General features: G+C 39.3%; 15 protein-coding genes and 1 tRNA gene. All 16 read right to left on the bottom strand.

All coding sequences use genetic code 11. The features are described from left to right. Positions 1-26: 26 nt before the first annotated feature. Positions 27-296 (bottom strand): hypothetical protein, encoded by a 270-nt coding sequence (locus AC5YC8_RS09200; RefSeq protein ID WP_496164303.1) that lies wholly within the window; start codon positions 294-296, stop codon positions 27-29. Positions 297-510: 214 nt separating this feature from the next. Further along, positions 511-2430 (bottom strand): molecular chaperone HtpG, encoded by a 1920-nt coding sequence (gene htpG, locus AC5YC8_RS09195; RefSeq protein ID WP_496164302.1) that lies wholly within the window; start codon positions 2428-2430, stop codon positions 511-513. Between the two features lie 161 nt (positions 2431-2591). Beyond that, positions 2592-3182, bottom strand: a complete 591-nt coding sequence (locus AC5YC8_RS09190; RefSeq protein WP_496164301.1) for an OmpW/AlkL family protein — start codon at positions 3180-3182, stop codon at positions 2592-2594. Between the two features lie 244 nt (positions 3183-3426). Continuing rightward, on the bottom strand, positions 3427-4794 hold the full coding sequence (locus tag AC5YC8_RS09185; protein WP_496164299.1) for a Na+/H+ antiporter family protein: 1368 nt from the start codon (positions 4792-4794) through the stop codon (positions 3427-3429). Positions 4795-5028: 234 nt separating this feature from the next. Continuing rightward, complete coding sequence (locus AC5YC8_RS09180) at positions 5029-5385, bottom strand: YMGG-like glycine zipper-containing protein (RefSeq protein WP_496164298.1); 357 nt, start codon at positions 5383-5385, stop codon at positions 5029-5031. Positions 5386-5519: 134 nt separating this feature from the next. Next, entirely contained in the window at positions 5520-6062 is a 543-nt protein-coding gene (locus AC5YC8_RS09175; protein ID WP_496120158.1) for a hypothetical protein, read from the bottom strand. 144 nt (positions 6063-6206) lie between these two features. Beyond that, positions 6207-10397, bottom strand: coding sequence for a DNA-directed RNA polymerase subunit beta' (gene rpoC / locus AC5YC8_RS09170; RefSeq protein WP_496120390.1), 4191 nt, complete (start codon positions 10395-10397; stop codon positions 6207-6209). A gap of 175 nt (positions 10398-10572) precedes the next feature. Then, the gene (rpoB, locus tag AC5YC8_RS09165; protein ID WP_496120388.1) at positions 10573-14661 is read right to left on the bottom strand and encodes a DNA-directed RNA polymerase subunit beta; all 4089 of its coding nucleotides are present in this window, start codon (positions 14659-14661) and stop codon (positions 10573-10575) included. A gap of 302 nt (positions 14662-14963) precedes the next feature. Beyond that, positions 14964-15332: a 50S ribosomal protein L7/L12 gene (gene rplL / locus AC5YC8_RS09160; protein WP_496120387.1), complete on the bottom strand. Its 369-nt coding sequence runs from the start codon at positions 15330-15332 to the stop codon at positions 14964-14966. Between the two features lie 48 nt (positions 15333-15380). After that, positions 15381-15887 carry a 50S ribosomal protein L10 gene (rplJ, locus tag AC5YC8_RS09155; RefSeq protein WP_496120385.1) on the bottom strand — a complete coding sequence of 169 codons (507 nt, stop codon included), beginning with the start codon at positions 15885-15887 and terminating at the stop codon, positions 15381-15383. Between the two features lie 301 nt (positions 15888-16188). Continuing rightward, entirely contained in the window at positions 16189-16884 is a 696-nt protein-coding gene (gene rplA / locus AC5YC8_RS09150; RefSeq protein WP_496164297.1) for a 50S ribosomal protein L1, read from the bottom strand. Between the two features lie 3 nt (positions 16885-16887). Continuing rightward, a complete protein-coding gene (rplK, locus tag AC5YC8_RS09145) occupies positions 16888-17316 on the bottom strand; it encodes a 50S ribosomal protein L11 (protein ID WP_004868049.1) in 429 nt (142 codons plus the stop codon). 119 nt (positions 17317-17435) lie between these two features. After that, positions 17436-17969 carry a transcription termination/antitermination protein NusG gene (nusG, locus tag AC5YC8_RS09140; RefSeq protein WP_154771966.1) on the bottom strand — a complete coding sequence of 178 codons (534 nt, stop codon included), beginning with the start codon at positions 17967-17969 and terminating at the stop codon, positions 17436-17438. Between the two features lie 7 nt (positions 17970-17976). Beyond that, positions 17977-18417 carry a preprotein translocase subunit SecE gene (secE, locus tag AC5YC8_RS09135; protein WP_496120381.1) on the bottom strand — a complete coding sequence of 147 codons (441 nt, stop codon included), beginning with the start codon at positions 18415-18417 and terminating at the stop codon, positions 17977-17979. A 73-nt stretch (positions 18418-18490) separates the two neighbouring features. After that, positions 18491-18566 (bottom strand) — tRNA-Trp (locus AC5YC8_RS09130). A gap of 47 nt (positions 18567-18613) precedes the next feature. Continuing rightward, positions 18614-19093: EF-Tu C-terminal domain-related protein (locus AC5YC8_RS09125; protein ID WP_496164296.1), on the bottom strand; the 480-nt coding region annotated here is incomplete at its 5' end.

The raw sequence follows: 19093 nt of genomic DNA, 5'->3' as shown, positions 1-19093 counted from the left end.
TTTAGATGGGCTTTTTACAACAACAGTTATACAACTGATTTATATTTCATAACACGACCTTCACGAACAAAGCGTTTCTTTTTAGCCATTTTTGAATCAATTTGGGACTTTTCAACTTCAGCTTTTGCTAAACGTTGTTGATCTACAAATGGATTAATTTCTACATGACTTAGTTCTTTACTTACAGAAACTTTTGACTGATGACTACCTGTCTTTTCCGAAATATGTGCAACGGCTACTTGCATAGAACCCAATGAAACACTGATAACAGCAACGAGAGATAGAAACAATTTCATAAATTTAACTCCAAAACTTAAGGTTAAAACCAAACATCGTTATTATAGATCATAATTTATATTTTAATTTGTTTTTTAGATTCAAAGATGGACGTATTTTCTTATTATTTACATTGGTAAATTGAATGATATATAAGCAATTTCATCCTTCAGAAATTATGTATAAAAAAACCTCCCGAAGGAGGCTTTTTTTATATTCAATACAATCTAATCATTACTTCAATAATAAGCTATTAATACGCTTAATATATTCAGCAGGATCATCTGGTAAACCACCTTCTGCAATTAATGCCTGATCAAAAATCACATTGGCTAAGTCATCAAACTGTTCTGTGTTTTCTAACTTTTTAACCAAAGGATGTTCAGGATTAATTTCTAAAATTGGCTTAATTTCAGGTACAGGTTGCCCTGCTTGTTTTAACATGCGTAATAGCTGTGGAGATAAATCACCATCACTTGTTACCAAACATGCAGGAGAATCGACTAGACGAGTCGTTACACGTACTTCTTTGGTCTTTTGATTCAGTGAAGCAGATAGCTTTTCTACAACAGGTTTAAATTGCTCAGCTGCTTCTTCTAATGCCTTTTTCTCTTCTGCATCTTGAAGATCACCCAAATCAACCGCACCTTTTGCTACGTTTTGCATAGATGTGCCATCAAACTCATGAACAAATTCCATTGCCCACTCATCTACACGTTCAGACATTAACAATACTTCAATGCCTTTTTTCTTAAACAATTCTAGTTGAGGAGAATTTTTTGCAGCATTTAGGCTATCGGCAGTGACGTAGTAAATTGCATTTTGCCCTTCTTTCATGCGTGCTTTGTAATCTGCCAAAGACGTTGAAACTTCATCATTAGTTGATGTTGCAAAACGAAGCAGTTTTAAAATGCGTTCATGATTTGTTGTATCTTGCCCCAATCCTTCTTTTAGGACAGAACCAAATTCTGCATAGAACGTTTTAAATTTCTCTTGGTCTTTTTCATCTTCCGATTTAGACAAGCCATCTAGCATGGTAAGAATACGGCGTGTATTACCTTCTCGAATAGTTTTTACATCACGGCTTTCTTGAAGTAGTTCACGGCTTACGTTTAAAGGTAAATCTGCACTATCCACCACGCCCTGAACAAAGCGTAAATAATTTGGAATTAAATTTTCTGCTTCATCCATAATAAATACACGTTTCACGTACAGCTTAATGCCTGGTTTCGATTCACGCGTGAAAATATTACTTTGTGCTTTGCTTGGAATATAAAGCAGTTGCGTATATTCCGTGCTCCCCTCAACACGGTTATGTGACCATGCAAGTGGTGCTTCAAAATCATGACTTAAATTTTTATAAAATTCTACGTATTGCTCTTCCGTAATTTCAGACTTATTACGTGTCCATAAAGCACTTGCAGAGTTAATTGCTTCCCACTCATCACTCTTAACGTATTGACCGCCTTTAGGCTCTTCACCTTCAGCAACTTCTTCTTGTTGCCAAACTTCTTTTTGCATTTCAATTGGCAAGCTAATGTGATCTGAATATTTATTAATAATATTCTTCACTTTGTAGCTTTCTAAGTACTCAAGTGCATCATCACGTAAATGCAGAATGATATCTGTACCACGGCTTTCTTTTTCAATTTGTGTAACTTCAAAATCGCCTGTTCCACCACTTACCCAGCGAACACCCTCATTAGTAGGTGTACCCGCACGACGTGATTCAACCGTAATTTTTTCAGCAACAATAAAACCCGAATAGAAGCCAACACCAAACTGACCAATTAATTGTGCATCTGACTTTTGATCGCCAGAAAGCTTAGACATAAAGTCTTTCGTACCCGATTTTGCAATCGTACCTAAGTTATCAATCGCTTCTTGTTGAGTTAAACCAATTCCATTATCTGAAATTGTAATTGTCTTATTGTCTTTATCTAGGCTTACACGAACATGTAATTCAGGATCATTTTCATAATATTCAGGATGATTAATTCCTTCAAAACGCAATTTATCACATGCATCCGATGCATTCGAAATCAATTCACGTAGAAAAATTTCTGGGTTTGAATATAGAGAATGCGTCACTAAATGTAATAGCTGAGCCACTTCAGCTTGGAAACTATGTTTTTGTGCGCTTTGCTCGCTCATTCATTACTCCTTAAATTCAATACATTGTTTTGGATATAGTATGAATTGGAGCATAGTCGATATTTTTCAATAGCAAATTCAAAAAATTCTATTATCAAATTTCAATCACAAAAAAGCCCCATCATTTGATGAGGCTTCTTATATTCTACATTTCTAAATAATTAGAACTTGTAGCTATAACCTAATGTATAAACTACAGGATCAATATCCAACTTAAATTCTGTATCATTAGCTAAACGAACTTTCGGTGAAAGATCTGCATAGCGTACGTCAGCAAACACACCCCAGTTTTTCGCATCTGCAGGTTTAAAGTTCACACCTAATTGACCTGCTACACCAGCTGTATTTTTAACTTTAGCAACCTCACCTTTTTCGCTAAATGCAAAGAAACCTGTCGCACCTAAACCTACATATGGTGTGAATTGTGAATCATTCACAAAGTTATATTTAAAAGTTAATGTTGGCGGAAGCTGCTTGATACTAGTACCATCTAAATCAGAACCATTAAGTTTAATATTATGTTTAATTGGATTTGCTAATAATAATTCTGCAGAAAAAGCATCATTGAAAAAATATTCTACAGATGGTGTGAATGCATATTGATAGTCTGCTTCAACCTTTCCAAGACCTGCAACATTAGTGCTTCCCGTTGGTGAAACTAATGAACCACCTACTTTCACTTGCCACTGACCAGCCATAGCTGTAGACGCAACTGTACCCATTAATACAATAAGAGCTACTTGTTTTAGCATTTTAACAACACCTTTGTTATGAATAATATTATAATAAACATGAGTATGAAAATTATGCAATACATATTATTTCATTAATATTTTATTTATTTTTAAGTTATTGTTTTTTATTGTTATTTATTTTTAATTGACCAATAAGGTTGGTTTTAAATCCAACCTTATTAATTCAATTAATATTGTTTTAATCCTACTAAAATTATCAGAAATAAATATATTAACTTCCAATATTTTTATAAAATCAAAACTATAAAATCATTGCTGCAATCCAACCAAAAATCATCAACGGAATGTTGTAATGAATAAAAGTTGGAACCACACTATCTCTCATATGGTCATGTTGACCATCCATATTTAAGCCTGATGTTGGACCTAATGTTGAATCTGAAGCAGGTGAACCAGCATCACCTAGAGCTGCTGCTGTACCAATAAGTGCAATTGTTGCAGCAGGACTAAAGCCAAACTGTAAGCACAACGGAACATAAATAATAGCTAGAATTGGAACAGTCGAGAAAGATGAACCAATACCTAATGTAATAAGCAAACCAATAAGTAGCATCCAGAATGCTGCTAAACCTTGACTATCGCCAATCCACTGAACAGATGCTTGAACCAATGCAGGAACTTGATTTGTTGCCTCAATAACAGCTGCAAAACCTTGTGCTGAAATCATAATGAAACCAACCAATGCCATCATGCGCATACCGCTCACAATAACATCATCTGCTTCTTTCCACTTAAAGATGCCAGCACAACTTAAAATAGCAACACCAACAAGTCCTGCCAAAATCATTGAATCTGATATAACCTGAACAAATAGCGTCATCACTACGGCAATAGCAGCCATAATTAATGTAAATTTAGCTACGATTGGTTTACCATTTTCATCACATTTCACACTACTAGAAATAGAATGTTGTGAAGATTTAACATTTAAATCTGCATATTCTCTAGGTTTTCGGTAACTAAAAAATATTGCTATTAATAATCCAATAAACATTCCAAATACAGGGATCGCCATTGCATGTGGAATTTGGTCATATGAAATACTCAATCCATACGGCTTACCAAATGTATTAATGTTTTGTCCTAAAATATCATTTAGGAAAATTGCACCAAACCCGAAAGGCACCAACATATATGTTCCCACAAGACCAAATGTAAGCACACAAGCAATTAAACGACGGTCTAATTTCAAGTGATTAAATACACTAAGTAATGGAGGAATAAGAACTGGAATAAAAGCAATGTGGACAGGAATTACGTTCTGAGAACAAATTGCAGCAAGTCCAATAGTACCAAAGATCATGTATTTAACACGATTTTGTGCCTTTATATCACTATCCCCTTTCAGAGTAGTAATCAGTTTATAAGCAAGTAAATCTGGTAAACCTGAACGAGCCAAAGCCAAAGCAAAAGCACCCAACACACCATAAGCTAGTGCAATTTGCGCACCATTACCTAATCCACTATTAAAAGCTTCGATGGTTCCATGGACACCAAGTCCAGCCAAAAGGCCACCTGTAACAGCACCAATAATGAGTGCGAATACTACAGGAACACGAGCCAATGACAGTCCAAACATAACTGTAATGGCAGCAAGAATTGCAAACATAGGAAGTAGTATTTGTTAAAAACTATATTTTATCAGAGTTTTTTATTAAATTTACTCCAGTTATCAGCTAGATATTTTCTTTCTTATTATTTTATACAATTAAGTCACTTTTCAAATTAAGCCTAAATAATGTTCATTTTCAATATAAAGCCACAATTACAGCTCCCCTAAAAGCTGAGTACAAATAAAAAAGTGCAATATTTTGCACTTTTTTTATTTTAAATGAATGAGATATTATTTCTTTTGCTCGAGTGCAGCACCTGCACCACCACCTAGTGCACCACCAATAGCAGCACCAGTATTTCCACCAATAATCTCTTTACCTAAAATTGCACCCACTGCGCCACCTACACCACTGTAAGCCGCATTACGGTTTGAACCATTTTGAGTTTTACTGCCTACTGCAGAGCCTGCACCAGCACCAACAATAGCACCAGCACTTCCGCCCACTTTACTACCAACACCACCACCAACAGCACCACCAATGGCTGCTGCGCCAATTCGTTGTTGATCTGCATTCATTGTTTCACAGCCAGCTAACATAAATGTAGAAACAGCTAAAGCACCCGTCATCAGTAAAACTTTTTTCATGTTATTTCTCCTATTTGTTTAATTTCATATTAGCCATTTTTTAAACAATTTTTAATGGATTTATGTAAATTAAACTTTGAACTTGTAAACCTAAACTATTCGATTAAACATACTCTTATATACTACTTTTTGCATTACTGATTATCATCAATAATTAAAAGATCGCGTGTTTTTTCACCATCTTTAGTCGTTACAACATGAGATACCTTTTTAGTTGTATCAACACCTTTTGTTTCATTTAATTTTAGCGTACGTTTTATAGGTTCAACTTGACTCTTTTTGAACTCAACACCTTCAGCATCAATTACTTTATTTTGTGAAAGTACTTGCCCATCTTGGGTCACAGTTGTAATGAGTTCAATTTTTGATGTTGGTACTATTACACCACCTTCTTTTAAAACCGGAATAGATAATTTCTTATCTGAAAACTGCTGCTGATCATCATCAAATTCTACTTCTCGAGCAACAACATCCTTTCCTTTATTCGTTACCTCAAAAATTGTTGCTTCTACGTGTCGTGTTGCATCTTGACCATCTGCTTTACGAATAACTTCCTTCTTAAGAACAGGTACAACAGCTTTATCTTCTACCGTAATTGTATAAGGCATAGGTTTAGCCAATGCAAATGTAGACATACCCAAAGCTGCTAATGTTAAAAATGTTTTTGTAAATTTCATATCAGTGTTATTCCTTGTTTTTCATCTTAATATTAATCATTAAATATATGAAATTTACAATATTTTTGAAAGTACTCATTCCTTTTCTTTTAGTAATAAAAAAGGCGCCCTAAGGCGCCTTTTCTGCAATCAAGTAACGATAAATTAGAATTCTTCGTTAAATGCTTGGCTTAATGCTTGGTCTACATCAGAGAAATCATTTACAAGCTCAAATTCTGCAGCTTCTGATTCTTGACGACGACGCTCTAAGTGGTAAGCAAGACCTGTACCCGCTGGGATCAAACGACCCACAACAACGTTTTCTTTCAAGCCACGTAAATCATCTTCTTTACCTGTTACAGCAGCTTCAGTTAACACACGAGTTGTTTCCTGGAACGATGCAGCAGAAATAAATGAGTCAGTAGAAAGCGATGCTTTTGTAATACCCATTAATTGACGTTCAAACTTCGCTGGGAACTTGTTCTGAGCAAGTACAGCTTGGTTTTCGCCAACAACACGGATGTATTCCACTTGTTCGCCTTTGATGAAGCTTGTATCACCACCGTCAGTGATTTCAACTTTACGCAACATTTGACGTACGATGACTTCAATGTGCTTATCGTTGATTTTTACACCTTGGAGACGGTATACGTCTTGAACTTCGTTCACGATGTAGTTTGTAAGCGCAACTTCACCTTTCAAGCGTAAGATGTCATGTGGATTTTGTGGACCGTCAGAAACAGTTTCACCACGGTTTACATGTTCGCCTTCGAACACGTTAATCGTACGCCATTTCGGAATTAACTCTTCATAAATTTCAGAGCCATCATCCGGAGTAATCACAAGACGGTTCTTACCTTTAGTTTCTTTACCAAAGCTCACAACACCAGAAATCTCAGCAAGAATTGCATGCTCTTTCGGTTTACGTGCTTCGAATAAATCGGCTACGCGTGGAAGACCACCGGTAATATCACGAGTACGTGAAGATTCTTGTGGTACACGACCAATTACATCACCCACACCAATTGTTTCGCCATCACGGACAGAAAGAATTGTGTTTTGTGGTAAGAAGTAGAACTGTTCAGCACCATCAGCCTGATCTAATACTACAGCAGGACGCATATCTTTGCCTGACGCAGGACGTGAAGTCACTGGTAAAACTTCAATAGTTGTCATACCTGTTGCATCATCAGTTTTCGATGTAACAGTTACGCCATCAGCGATTTGGCTGAAACGTACTTTACCTGCGAATTCTGTAACAAGTGGATGTGTATGCGGATCCCAAGTTGCAACAATACCGCCTGCTTCAACAGTCTCACCATCTTTAATGATGATTGATGCACCGTAAGGGATTTTATAACGTTCGCGTTCACGACCGATATCATCAGCAATACCAATTTCACCTGAACGTGAAGTTGATACTAAGTGACCTTTCGCATGCTGTACTGTTTTCACATTATGGAAACGTACTGTACCTTTGTTACGAACTTGAATGCTATTAGCAGCAGAAGTTCGGCTCGCAGCACCACCTACGTGGAACGTACGCATTGTTAACTGTGTACCTGGCTCACCAATTGATTGAGCAGCCATTACACCCACAGATTCACCTGGGTTTACCAAGTGACCGCGAGCTAGGTCACGACCATAACATTTCGCACAAACACCAAATGTAGATTCACATGCAATTACTGAACGCACTTTAACTTCATCGACACCTTGCTCTTCTAAGTAGTTAGCAAGTTTTTCATCGATTAATGTATTACGTGGAAGAATTACATCATCAGAACCTGGTTTTTTCGCGTCTTCAGCAAGTACACGACCAAGAACTCGAGTACCTAAGTTCTCGATTACATCGCCACCTTGAATGAACGGAGTCATTACAAGACCGCCTAAAGTACCGCAATCTGGCTCAGTAATCACTAAGTCTTGCGCTACGTCTACTAGACGACGAGTTAAGTAACCCGAGTTTGCTGTTTTAAGTGCTGTATCGGCCAAACCTTTACGTGCACCGTGTGTTGAAATGAAGTACTGAAGTACTGTCAAACCTTCACGGAAGTTCGCTTTAATAGGCGTTTCAATGATCGAGCCATCTGGCTTAGCCATCAAACCACGCATACCTGCAAGCTGACGAATCTGAGCTGCCGAACCACGGGCACCAGAGTCAGACATCATGTAGATTGAGTTGAATGATTTTTGCTTCTCATCTTCACCCTGTTTGTTTTTAACAGTTGTGAAAGATAAGTTATCCATCATCGCTTTCGCTACTTGGTCGTTTGTACGCGCCCAAATATCGACAACTTTGTTATAACGCTCACCAGCAGTTACGAAACCTTGTTCAAACTGTTGTTCGATTTCACGAACTTCAGCTTCAGATTTTGCAATGATCGCTTCTTTGTTTGGTGGAATTAACATGTCTTCCATACCAACAGAAACGCCTGAACGAGTCGCTTGACGGAAGCCCAAGTACATCAATTGGTCAGCAAAGATAACTGTATCTTTAAGACCTAATTTACGGTAGCAAGAGTTAATTAACTTAGAGATGTTCTTTTTAGTCATCTCAAGGTTAATTTGTTGGAAATCCATACCTTCAGGAACAACTTCCCAAAGTAAGCAACGACCAGGAGTTGTATCTACAACAATCGTTTGCTGTTCACGGTTACCATCTTCGTCAATTACAGTTTGATGTACACGTGCTTTAACACGAGCGTGTAAATCTACTTGACCTGTTGCAAGTGCACGGTTTACTTCGTCAGTATCCGCAAACACCATGCCTTCACCTTTGGCATTGATCGCATCACGAGTGATGTAATACAAGCCCAAGACAACGTCTTGAGAAGGTACGATGATTGGTTCACCGTTCGCTGGAGACAAGATGTTGTTTGTCGACATCATTAACGCACGAGCTTCTAATTGAGCTTCAAGTGTTAATGGTACGTGTACCGCCATTTGGTCACCGTCAAAGTCGGCGTTAAATGCCGCACAAACTAACGGGTGAAGACGGATCGCTTTACCTTCAATAAGAATAGGTTCAAATGCTTGAAGACCTAAACGGTGAAGTGTTGGCGCACGGTTCAACATTACAGGGTGTTGACGAATTACAGATGCAAGAACGTCCCAAACTTCTGGAGTTTCGCGCTCAACCATTTTCTTCGCAGCTTTAATGGTTGTTGCTTGGCCAGATGCTTGTAATTTAGCGAAAATGAATGGCTTGAATAATTCAAGTGCCATTTTTTTCGGAAGACCACATTGGTGCAAACGTAAAGTAGGACCTACTGTAATTACCGAACGGCCCGAGTAGTCAACACGCTTACCAAGTAAGTTTTGACGGAAACGACCTTGTTTACCTTTGATCATATCTGCCAAAGATTTAAGAGGACGTTTGTTCGAACCAGTAATTGCACGACCACGACGACCGTTGTCTAACAATGCATCTACAGACTCTTGTAACATACGTTTTTCGTTACGTACGATAATGTCTGGAGCAGCAAGGTCTAGAAGACGTTTTAAACGGTTGTTACGGTTAATCACACGACGGTAAAGATCGTTCAAGTCAGAAGTCGCGAAACGACCACCTTCAAGAGGAACTAACGGACGAAGATCTGGTGGAAGTACAGGAAGTACTGTTAACACCATCCATTCTGGTTTGTTGTTCGACTCTTTAAACGCTTCCATTAACTTCAAACGCTTAGAAGATTTCTTAAGCTTTGTTTCTGAAGTTGTATTTGGAATTTCTTCACGTAAACGAGAAATTTCGTTTTCAAGATCGATATCTTTCAACAAATCTTGAACTGCTTCTGCACCCATTTTCGCAGTGAATTCATCACCGTGTTCTTCTAACGCATTGAAGTACTCTTCATCGTTAAGAAGTTGGTATTTCTCAAATGGAGTCATACCTGGGTCAGTTACAACATAAGATTCGAAATACAATACACGTTCGATATCACGAAGCGTCATATCAAGTAATAAACCGATACGGCTTGGTAATGATTTCAAGAACCAAATATGTGCAACTGGAGAAGCTAATTCGATGTGACCCATACGTTCACGACGAACTTTCGCAGTTGTTACTTCAACGCCACATTTTTCACAAATGACGCCTTTGTATTTCATACGCTTGTATTTACCACACAAGCATTCGTAATCTTTTACTGGACCAAAGATTTTGGCACAGAATAAACCATCACGTTCTGGTTTGAACGTACGATAGTTAATGGTTTCAGGTTTTTTAACTTCACCATGAGACCATGACTTAATCATTTCTGGTGACGCAAGACCAATACGGATGCGATCAAACTCTACTGGAGCATGACCGTCTGAATCCGTCTTTTTGCGCATGATATCGAGCAAGTCTTTCAATTTTTTTCTCCGTGTGTTGTGGAGATTTTCACTCAACAACTGGGTCACAAATATTGTTTTTTAACTGAGTAATCCTCCCTCAATCCCTCCTTTTTTCTAAGGAGGGAAGCTCCAACCCTTTCGAGTAAGAACTCCCCCTTTCTCAAAAGGGGTTAGGGGGATTAAATGGAACTAATTAGTCACCATTTTTCAGTTCAATGTTGATACCTAAAGAACGGATCTCTTTGGTCAATACGTTGAACGATTCTGGCATACCTGGATCCATATAATGGTTTCCATCTACAATGTTCTTGTAGATACGAGTACGACCTTCAACGTCATCCGACTTAACTGTAAGCATTTCTTGTAGCGTGTAAGCTGCACCGTATGCTTCAAGTGCCCAAACTTCCATCTCACCGAAACGCTGACCACCGAATTGTGCTTTACCACCAAGCGGCTGTTGCGTAACTAGAGAATAAGAACCAGTAGAACGCGCATGCATTTTGTCGTCTACCAAGTGGTTCAGTTTCAACATGTACATGTAACCAACAGTTACAGGACGATCAAAACGTTCACCTGTACGACCATCATACAATACTGTTTGACCAGTACGTGAAATGCCCGCAAGTTCTAATAACTCTTTAATTTGACCTTCATCAGCACCGTCAAATACAGGAGTTGCTAAAGGAACACCTTTACGCAAGTTCTTAGAAAGTGCTAGAACTTCTTGGTCAGTTAAGCTATCAAGATCTTCTTGCTCGCCACCAACTTTGTTGTAAATCTTATCTAAGAATTCACGAAGCTCCATGATCGTACGTTGCTCTTGCATCATCTTGTCGATTTTTTCGCCAAGACCGCGAGCAGCCATACCCAAGTGAGTTTCTAGAATCTGCCCCACGTTCATACGTGAAGGTACACCTAGAGGGTTAAGTACGATATCAACTGGAACACCATTTGCATCGTGTGGCATGTCTTCTACTGGTAAGATGTTTGATACAACACCTTTGTTACCATGACGACCCGCCATTTTGTCACCCGGTTGGATGCGACGTTTAACAGCTAAGTAAACTTTAACAACTTTCAATACGCCAGTTGTAAGTTCATCACCTGTAGAAAGTTTGCGTTTCTTCTCTGCAAATTTCTCATCAATTTCTTGGCTCTTCTCTTTCAAGAACACCTGAATTTGAGTTAAACGCTCTGCGATTGCTTCATCAACTGGTTGGATATCCAACAAATCAACAAGCTCTAAACCAGACAACACAGCTTCAGAAAGCTTGTCACCACGTTTAGTTGTACCGCCACCGTTAGATTCTTTGCCATTCAATAAACGAATGATACGTTCACGAGCAGCTTCTTCAAAGATTTTGAATTCTTCTTTCAAATCTTTACGGTATGCATCAAGCTGAGCTTTTTCAATTGCTTGAGCACGTTCATCTTTTTCAAGACCATCACGTGTAAACACTTGAACGTCAATAACTGTACCTTTAACGCTTGAAGATACACGTAAAGATGAGTCTTTAACGTCAGCAGCTTTTTCACCGAAGATTGCACGAAGCAATTTTTCTTCTGGTGTTAACTGTGTTTCACCTTTAGGCGTTACTTTACCTACAAGGATGTCACCAGCAGCAACTTCAGCACCGATATAAACAATACCTGACTCATCAAGTTTCGATAATGCAGCTTCACCTACATTAGGAATATCGGCAGTAATTTCTTCTGCACCTAACTTAGTATCACGAGCAACACATGAAAGTTCTTGAATATGAATCGAAGTTAAACGATCTTCTTGAAGAACACGTTCAGATAATAAGATCGAGTCTTCATAGTTGTAACCGTTCCAAGTCATGAACGCTACACGCATGTTTTGACCAAGAGCCAATTCACCGCCATCAGTAGATGGACCATCAGCAAGCACGTCACCACGACCAACTTGATCGCCTAGGCTAACAAGTACTTTTTGGTTAATACATGTATTTTGGTTAGAACGTGTGTATTTGATAAGGTTGTAGATATCTACACCCGCTTCACCTGCAATCATTTCGTCTTCATTTACACGAATAACTACACGCGATGCATCAACAAATTCGATACGACCACCACGTTTCGCGATCACACATACACCAGAGTCATGTGCTACGTTCGCTTCCATACCAGTACCAACAAGTGGCTTGTCTGCGATTAACGTAGGAACAGCCTGACGTTGCATGTTTGAACCCATCAATGCACGGTTAGCATCATCGTGTTCAAGGAACGGAATAAGTGACGCAGCTACAGATACAACCTGCTGAGCAGATACATCCATATGCGTTACTTTTTCAGGAGGCATACGTACGAAATCACCTTGGTGACGTACAGATACAACTTCTTCTAATAAGTTACCATCAGCATCAACTGCAGAATCGGCCTGTGCAATTACAGTACCTACTTCTTCAATTGCAGATAAGTATTCGATATCTAAAGTAACACGGCCATCAACAACTTTACGGTATGGAGTTTCTAAGAAACCAAAGTTGTTCGCTTTAGCATATACAGAAAGCGAGTTGATCAAACCAATGTTTGGACCCTCAGGTGTTTCAATTGGACATACACGACCGTAGTGAGTTTGATGTACGTCACGTACTTCAAAGCCCGCACGTTCACGAGTCAAACCACCGGGACCAAGAGCTGATACACGACGTTTATGCGTGATTTCAGATAATGGGTTGTTTTGGTCCATGAACTGAGATAACTGGCTTGAACCAAAGAATTCTTTGATTGCAGCAGCAACAGGCTTCGCATTAATTAAATCTTGCGGAGACAAGTTATCAGTTTCTGCTTGGCTTAAGCGCTCTTTAACAGCACGCTCAACACGAACTAAACCAACACGGAATTGGTTTTCTGTCATTTCACCAACAGAACGAACACGACGGTTACCTAAGTGATCGATATCGTCTACTTCACCTTTACCGTTACGAATTTCAATTAATGTTTTTAAAACATCAGTGATATCTTCGTTCGATAAAATACCTTCAACTTCACGTGACTTCTGATCTGTACCAACTTCGTAAGGACGACCTAAACGACGGTTGAACTTCATACGACCTACAGGAGATAAGTCATAACGCTCAGATGAGAAGAATAAGTTGTTGAATAAGTTTTCAGCAGCTTCTTTTGTTGGTGGCTCGCCTGGACGCATTACCTTGTAGATTTCTACAAGTGCTTCTTCACGACTAGTAGTCGTATCTGCACGTAGAGAGTCTGCAATGAATGAACCACGATCAATGTCATTTGTGAACAGAATATTGAACTGCTTCACGCCGCCTTCTGCAATCTTAACCATGATCTCATGGCTCAATACTGTGTTTGCAGCAATTACGTCGCCATCACGTAAAGCGATGTCTTCAGCAGTAATACGTTCATACAAGTATTCATCAGGAACTGAAAGCTTAGTTAAGCCAGCAGCTTCCATTTGACGAACATGACGCGCATTAATACGTTTACCTTGTTCAACAATCGCTTTGCCGTCAGCATCAAGAATGTCGAATTGAGCCATTTCACCACGAAGGCGCTCAGGCACAAGGTCAATTTGGTAGCTACCCATGTCTAGGTAAACAGGAACTTTCTCAAAGAATAAATCTAAGATCTGCTCATCTTTATAACCTAAAGCACGAAGTACAACAGTTGCTAATAATTTACGACGACGGTCGATACGTACGTATACTAAATCTTTCGCATCAAATTCAAAATCTAACCATGAACCACGGTAAGGAATGATACGAGCAGAATAAAGAACTTTACCACTTGAATGTGTTTTGCCTTTATCGTGATCGAAGAATACGCCTGGTGAACGGTGTAATTGAGATACGATTACACGTTCAGTACCGTTAATAACGAATGTACCGTTATCTGTCATGAGTGGCATTTCACCCATGTACACTTCTTGCTCACGCACATCTTTAATAGATTTTGTTTCGCGATCTTTTAGGATCAAACGAATTTTAACGCGCATTGGTGCCGCATAAGTTGAGCCGCGAAGAATACATTCACGCACATCAAACTCAGGCTTACCAAGACTATACTCAACAAATTCTAAAGCAGCATTGCCAGAATAACTTTCTATAGGAAAAACTGAACGAAATGCGGCTTGGAGACCGATATCTTCGCGGTTTTTTGGAGTTTTGCCATCTTGTAAGAATGTTCTGTACGAGTCAACTTGAATCGCTAGCAAGTACGGAGCATCCATTACTTGGGGCAATTTACCAAAATTCTTACGGATCCGTTTCTTTTCGGTATATGAGTATGCCATCTGGAGTCCTCGGAAAGTAAACTAAACTCGCCTGCAGAACGAGTTTAGAAGGAATTACGCAGGCCGATATGGCCACCACTTAGACAAATGCTGCAAATTATAGTGGTATTAAAACGCTTAACAATATTTTCAAACTTAAAAAAATATTGGTAAGCGTTTGATTTTATATATCTTTTATTGACTGGTGGATTTTAAGCCACACAAACAAAAATCGAGCCGATTATTGTAACGCAAAAAGGCTGATGACCCAAGAGCCATCAGCCAATTTTTGGGGTCAAATTAAAATTTGCCCCCTGGCAAAATTACTTAACAGTAATTGTAGCGCCAGTTTCATCAAGCTTTTTCTTAAGTTCTTCAGCTTCTTCTTTAGAAATGCCTTCTTTAAGAAGTGAAGGAGCGCCTTCAACTAAATCTTTAGCTTCTTTAAGACCAAGACCAGTAACTTCACGAACTGCTTTAATTACAGCTACTTTGTTAGCACCGAAAGAAGTCAACTCAACATTGAATTCTGATTGCTCTTCAGCAGCAGCACCAGCAGCAGGACCAGCAGCTACAGCTACAGCAGCAGCAGATACGTTGAATTTTTCTTCGAAAGCAGAAATAAGTTCAACAAGTTCAAGAACAGTTTTTTCAGAAACTGCGTTTAAGATTTCTTCGTTTGTTAAAGCCATGAGATTAACTCCAAATGGGTATTGAATGATGTGTGTTTAAGTTTAAGCTTATGCAGCTTCTGACTCGTTTTTCTCTTTGAGCGCAGTAATAAGGCGACCCAATTTCGAAATAGGAGCTTGAAGAACGTTTGCAAGCATAGTAAGCGCTTTTTCTTGGTTTGGAAGATTCGCAATAACGCTAACTTCAGCACCTTTATAAAGTTTGCCGTCAAATGCAGCAGCTTTAAGTTCAAATGCTTTGTTAGTTTTAGCAAATTCTTCAAACAAGCGAGCAGCTGCGCCCATGTCGTCTTCAGAAGTTGAGAAAGCTAAAATTGTTGGGCCAACAAGGTCTTCGTTCAAGATATTGAATTGAGTATCTTGAAGAGCGCGCTTAGCCAAAGTGTTACGAACTACACGAGTAGCAACACCTAGTTTACGAGCTTCAACACGTAGAGCAGTTAATTGTTCTACTGTTAAACCTTGGTAGTCAGCAACAACAGCAGCAAATGCAGTAGAAGCAACTTCAGTTACTTCAGCTACGATCTGTTTTTTGCCTTCGATAAGAAGAGCCATTGTAAAACCTCCTAACGGTGATTTATGCATTCACAGAATGCACTCCCAATTTCGTTGATTTATCTCTAAATCAACACGCGGAGGATGAACAAATCACACCACCGCGTCTACTCCGGCTGGAATATTAAGAAAAAAGCATAAAAACTTTCTTCGCCTGAGGTCTTTGACGCTGATAAACAAATATTTATCAATTCAAAGTTTGCCTAAGTTTGCAAAATACGACGGAGCGTTTCTTGTGTAAAAATTAAAGCAACACTTTAATTTTTACTCAGGGCTTTAAAATTCTTTAATAAGTCGAAACTTATTTAGAAACGCTTGCTACATCAACAGTAAGACCAGGACCCATAGTTGAGCTTAAAGTGATCTTTTTGATGTAAACACCTTTAGAAGTAGCAGGTTTTGCTTTCTTAAGGTCAGCTACAAGAGCTTCAAGGTTTGAGCGAACAGCTTCTTCAGAGAAACCTACTTGACCGATCGCAGCATGGATAATACCAGCCTTGTCTACACGGTAACGTGCTTGACCAGCTTTAGCGTTTTTAACAGCGCCAGCTACGTCAGGAGTTACAGTACCCACTTTAGGGTTTGGCATTAAGCCACGTGGACCAAGAATAGTACCTAACTTACCAACAACGCGCATTGCATCAGGAGCAGCAATTACCACGTCGAAGTCAAGGTTACCAGCTTGAATGCTTTCAGCTAAGTCATCAAAACCAACGATGTCAGCGCCTTCAGCTTTAGCAGCTTCAGCAGCAGCACCTTGAGCAAACACAGCAACACGTACAGTTTTACCAGTACCTGCAGGAAGTATAGTCGCGCCACGAACAACTTGGTCTGATTTACGAGGATCAACACCTAGGTTTACTGAAACATCCAAAGATTCTTTGAATTTAACAGCAGGAAGGCTTGTTAATACCTGTACAGCTTCTTCCAAAGTATAAACTTTGTTTGCTTCTACAGCAGCTGCAATAGCTTTTTGACGTTTAGTTAATTTAGCCATGTCTTAAAGCTCCACTTCCAAGCCCATAGAACGCGCAGAACCAGCAATGGTACGTACACGTGCGTCTAAATCAGCACCAGTTAAATCTGGTTCTTTAGTAGTCGCAATTTCTTCCAATTGAGCGCGAGTCAACTTACCAACTTTAGTTTTGTTAGGTACAGCCGAACCCTTTTGGATACCAGCAGCTTTCTTAAGAAGAATAGCAGCAGGAGGAGTTTTCATGATGAATGTGAACGACTTATCGTTGTACACAGTAATCACTACAGGAATTGGTAAACCAGCTTCAACTTTTTGTGTAGCAGCATTGAATTCTTTACAGAATGCCATGATGTTAACACCACGTTGACCTAGTGCAGGACCAATCGGTGGAGATGGATTCGCTTTACCAGCTGGAACTTGCAGCTTGATATAGCCGTCAATCTTCTTAGCCATTTCAAATTACCTCTGGGTACAAACGCCGATTAAGGCTCCCCAACGTTTTCAAGTAACGATAACCGTTACAACAACAATGCCCAATCTTAAAAAAATCGGGCGTTTTCAACCAATTCCAATTAAACCGATTTTTCGACTTGACGAAATTCCAGTTCAACTTGAGTTGGTCGGTTAAATACATTAATAGTCAACGTTAAACGCGACTTTTCGTATAGAACTTCTTCCACCACACCTTTAAAGTCAGTGAATGGACCATCTACAACTAATAATTCTTCACCTGGTTCAAACATCGTCTTAGGACGAGGTGCTTCACCAGTGTTACGTACACGAGCTAAAATAGCATCAGCTTCTTTTTGAGTAATAGGTGCAGGTTTTTCTGCAGTACCACCAATAAAGCCAAGTACTTTTGGACACTCTTTTACAATGTGCCAAGTATCATCATTCATTTCCATTTCGACTAACACATAGCCAGGAAAGAATTTACGCTCAGACTTACGCTTTTTACCTTCCTTCATTTCCACTACTTCTTCAGTAGGGACAAGGACTTCACCAAAGCTATCGGCAACAGCGCTACGCTGGATTCGATCATTAAGCGAACGCATCACTTGTTTTTCATAACCTGAATAGGCATGAATAATGTACCAACGTTTCATAGCTCTCTTACCCGATAATAAACTTCATTAACCAGCCTAAAATATAATCAAAACACCACAAAACGATTGCAGCAATGATTACAACCAATAAAACTTGCCAAGATGTGGTCACAGTTTCGTTTTTGGTTGGCCAGGTCACTCGACGCAACTCTATTCGAGAATCTTTCAATAAACGAACAAAGCCTTTGCCTTGATGGGTGGCGTATAATAAACCTAAAGCGGCTACGATACAAGCCAAAATCACCCCAACCCGAACCCAAACATCGCTCGCAGGCGCCCAATATCCCGGCAAATGTTGATTTGTCAGCATTGCAGCGATAAATAAAATTATAGATATTATCCATAAAATATAATCTATCGGCGAACTAGAGCTTACGATTTCAGCAGAATTATTTCTTTGAGGAATTGGCGCTTCGCTTAATGCGTCACGCGATTTATCATTCGACATTTTTGTACTCGTCGTAGAACTCGCGACTTATTATATGACCAATTTAACCAGCATCAAGTTTTTTTTAAAAAAATGGCAGGTCAGGAGGGACTCGAACCCCCAACATTCGGTTTTGGAGACCGACGCTCTACCAATTGAACTACTGACCTACAAAACAAGTTGGAGCCGAAGCCCCAACTTGAAATACCTTTAGCGATTATGCAGTTACTTTAGCAACTACACCAGCACCAACTGTACGACCACCTTCACGGATCGCAAAACGTAGACCTGGGTCCATTGCGATTGGGTGGATTAATTCTACTGACATTTCTACGTTGTCACCAGGCATAACCATTTCTACGCCGTCTTGAAGAGCGATAGCGCCAGTTACGTCAGTTGTACGGAAGTAGAACTGTGGACGGTAACCGTTAAGGAATGGAGTATGACGACCACCTTCTTCTTTAGAAAGTACATATACTTCTGCGTCGAATTTAGTATGCGGCTTGATTGCACCTGGTTTAGCAAGTACTTGACCACGTTGAACGTCTTCACGCTTAGTACCACGTAGAAGAACACCACAGTTCTCGCCCGCACGACCTTCATCAAGAAGTTTACGGAACATTTCTACGCCAGTTACAGTTGTTTTAACTGTATCTTTAATACCAACGATTTCAACTTCTTCACCAACACGTACGAT

The sequence above is a fragment of the Acinetobacter sp. FY731 genome, assembly GCF_059515905.1.
The sequence above is the reverse complement of the archived record's forward strand: the minus strand, read 5'-3'. Positions and strand labels throughout refer to the sequence as shown.

Excerpts from the sequence above, each read along its gene's own strand:
- AC5YC8_RS09175 (WP_496120158.1), bottom strand. The coding sequence starts at position 6,062 with ATGAAATTTACAAAAACATTTTTAACATTAGCAGCTTTGGGTATGTCT.
- nusG (WP_154771966.1), bottom strand. The coding sequence starts at position 17,969 with ATGAAACGTTGGTACATTATTCATGCCTATTCAGGTTATGAAAAACAA.
- AC5YC8_RS09180 (WP_496164298.1), bottom strand. The coding sequence starts at position 5,385 with ATGAAAAAAGTTTTACTGATGACGGGTGCTTTAGCTGTTTCTACATTT.
- AC5YC8_RS09200 (WP_496164303.1), bottom strand. The coding sequence starts at position 296 with ATGAAATTGTTTCTATCTCTCGTTGCTGTTATCAGTGTTTCATTGGGT.
- secE (WP_496120381.1), bottom strand. The coding sequence starts at position 18,417 with ATGTCGAATGATAAATCGCGTGACGCATTAAGCGAAGCGCCAATTCCT.
- rpoB (WP_496120388.1), bottom strand. The coding sequence starts at position 14,661 with ATGGCATACTCATATACCGAAAAGAAACGGATCCGTAAGAATTTTGGT.
- rplL (WP_496120387.1), bottom strand. The coding sequence starts at position 15,332 with ATGGCTTTAACAAACGAAGAAATCTTAAACGCAGTTTCTGAAAAAACT.
- htpG (WP_496164302.1), bottom strand. The coding sequence starts at position 2,430 with ATGAGCGAGCAAAGCGCACAAAAACATAGTTTCCAAGCTGAAGTGGCT.
- rplK (WP_004868049.1), bottom strand. The coding sequence starts at position 17,316 with ATGGCTAAGAAGATTGACGGCTATATCAAGCTGCAAGTTCCAGCTGGT.
- AC5YC8_RS09185 (WP_496164299.1), bottom strand. The coding sequence starts at position 4,794 with ATGTTTGCAATTCTTGCTGCCATTACAGTTATGTTTGGACTGTCATTG.
- AC5YC8_RS09190 (WP_496164301.1), bottom strand. The coding sequence starts at position 3,182 with ATGCTAAAACAAGTAGCTCTTATTGTATTAATGGGTACAGTTGCGTCT.
- rplA (WP_496164297.1), bottom strand. The coding sequence starts at position 16,884 with ATGGCTAAATTAACTAAACGTCAAAAAGCTATTGCAGCTGCTGTAGAA.
- rplJ (WP_496120385.1), bottom strand. The coding sequence starts at position 15,887 with ATGGCTCTTCTTATCGAAGGCAAAAAACAGATCGTAGCTGAAGTAACT.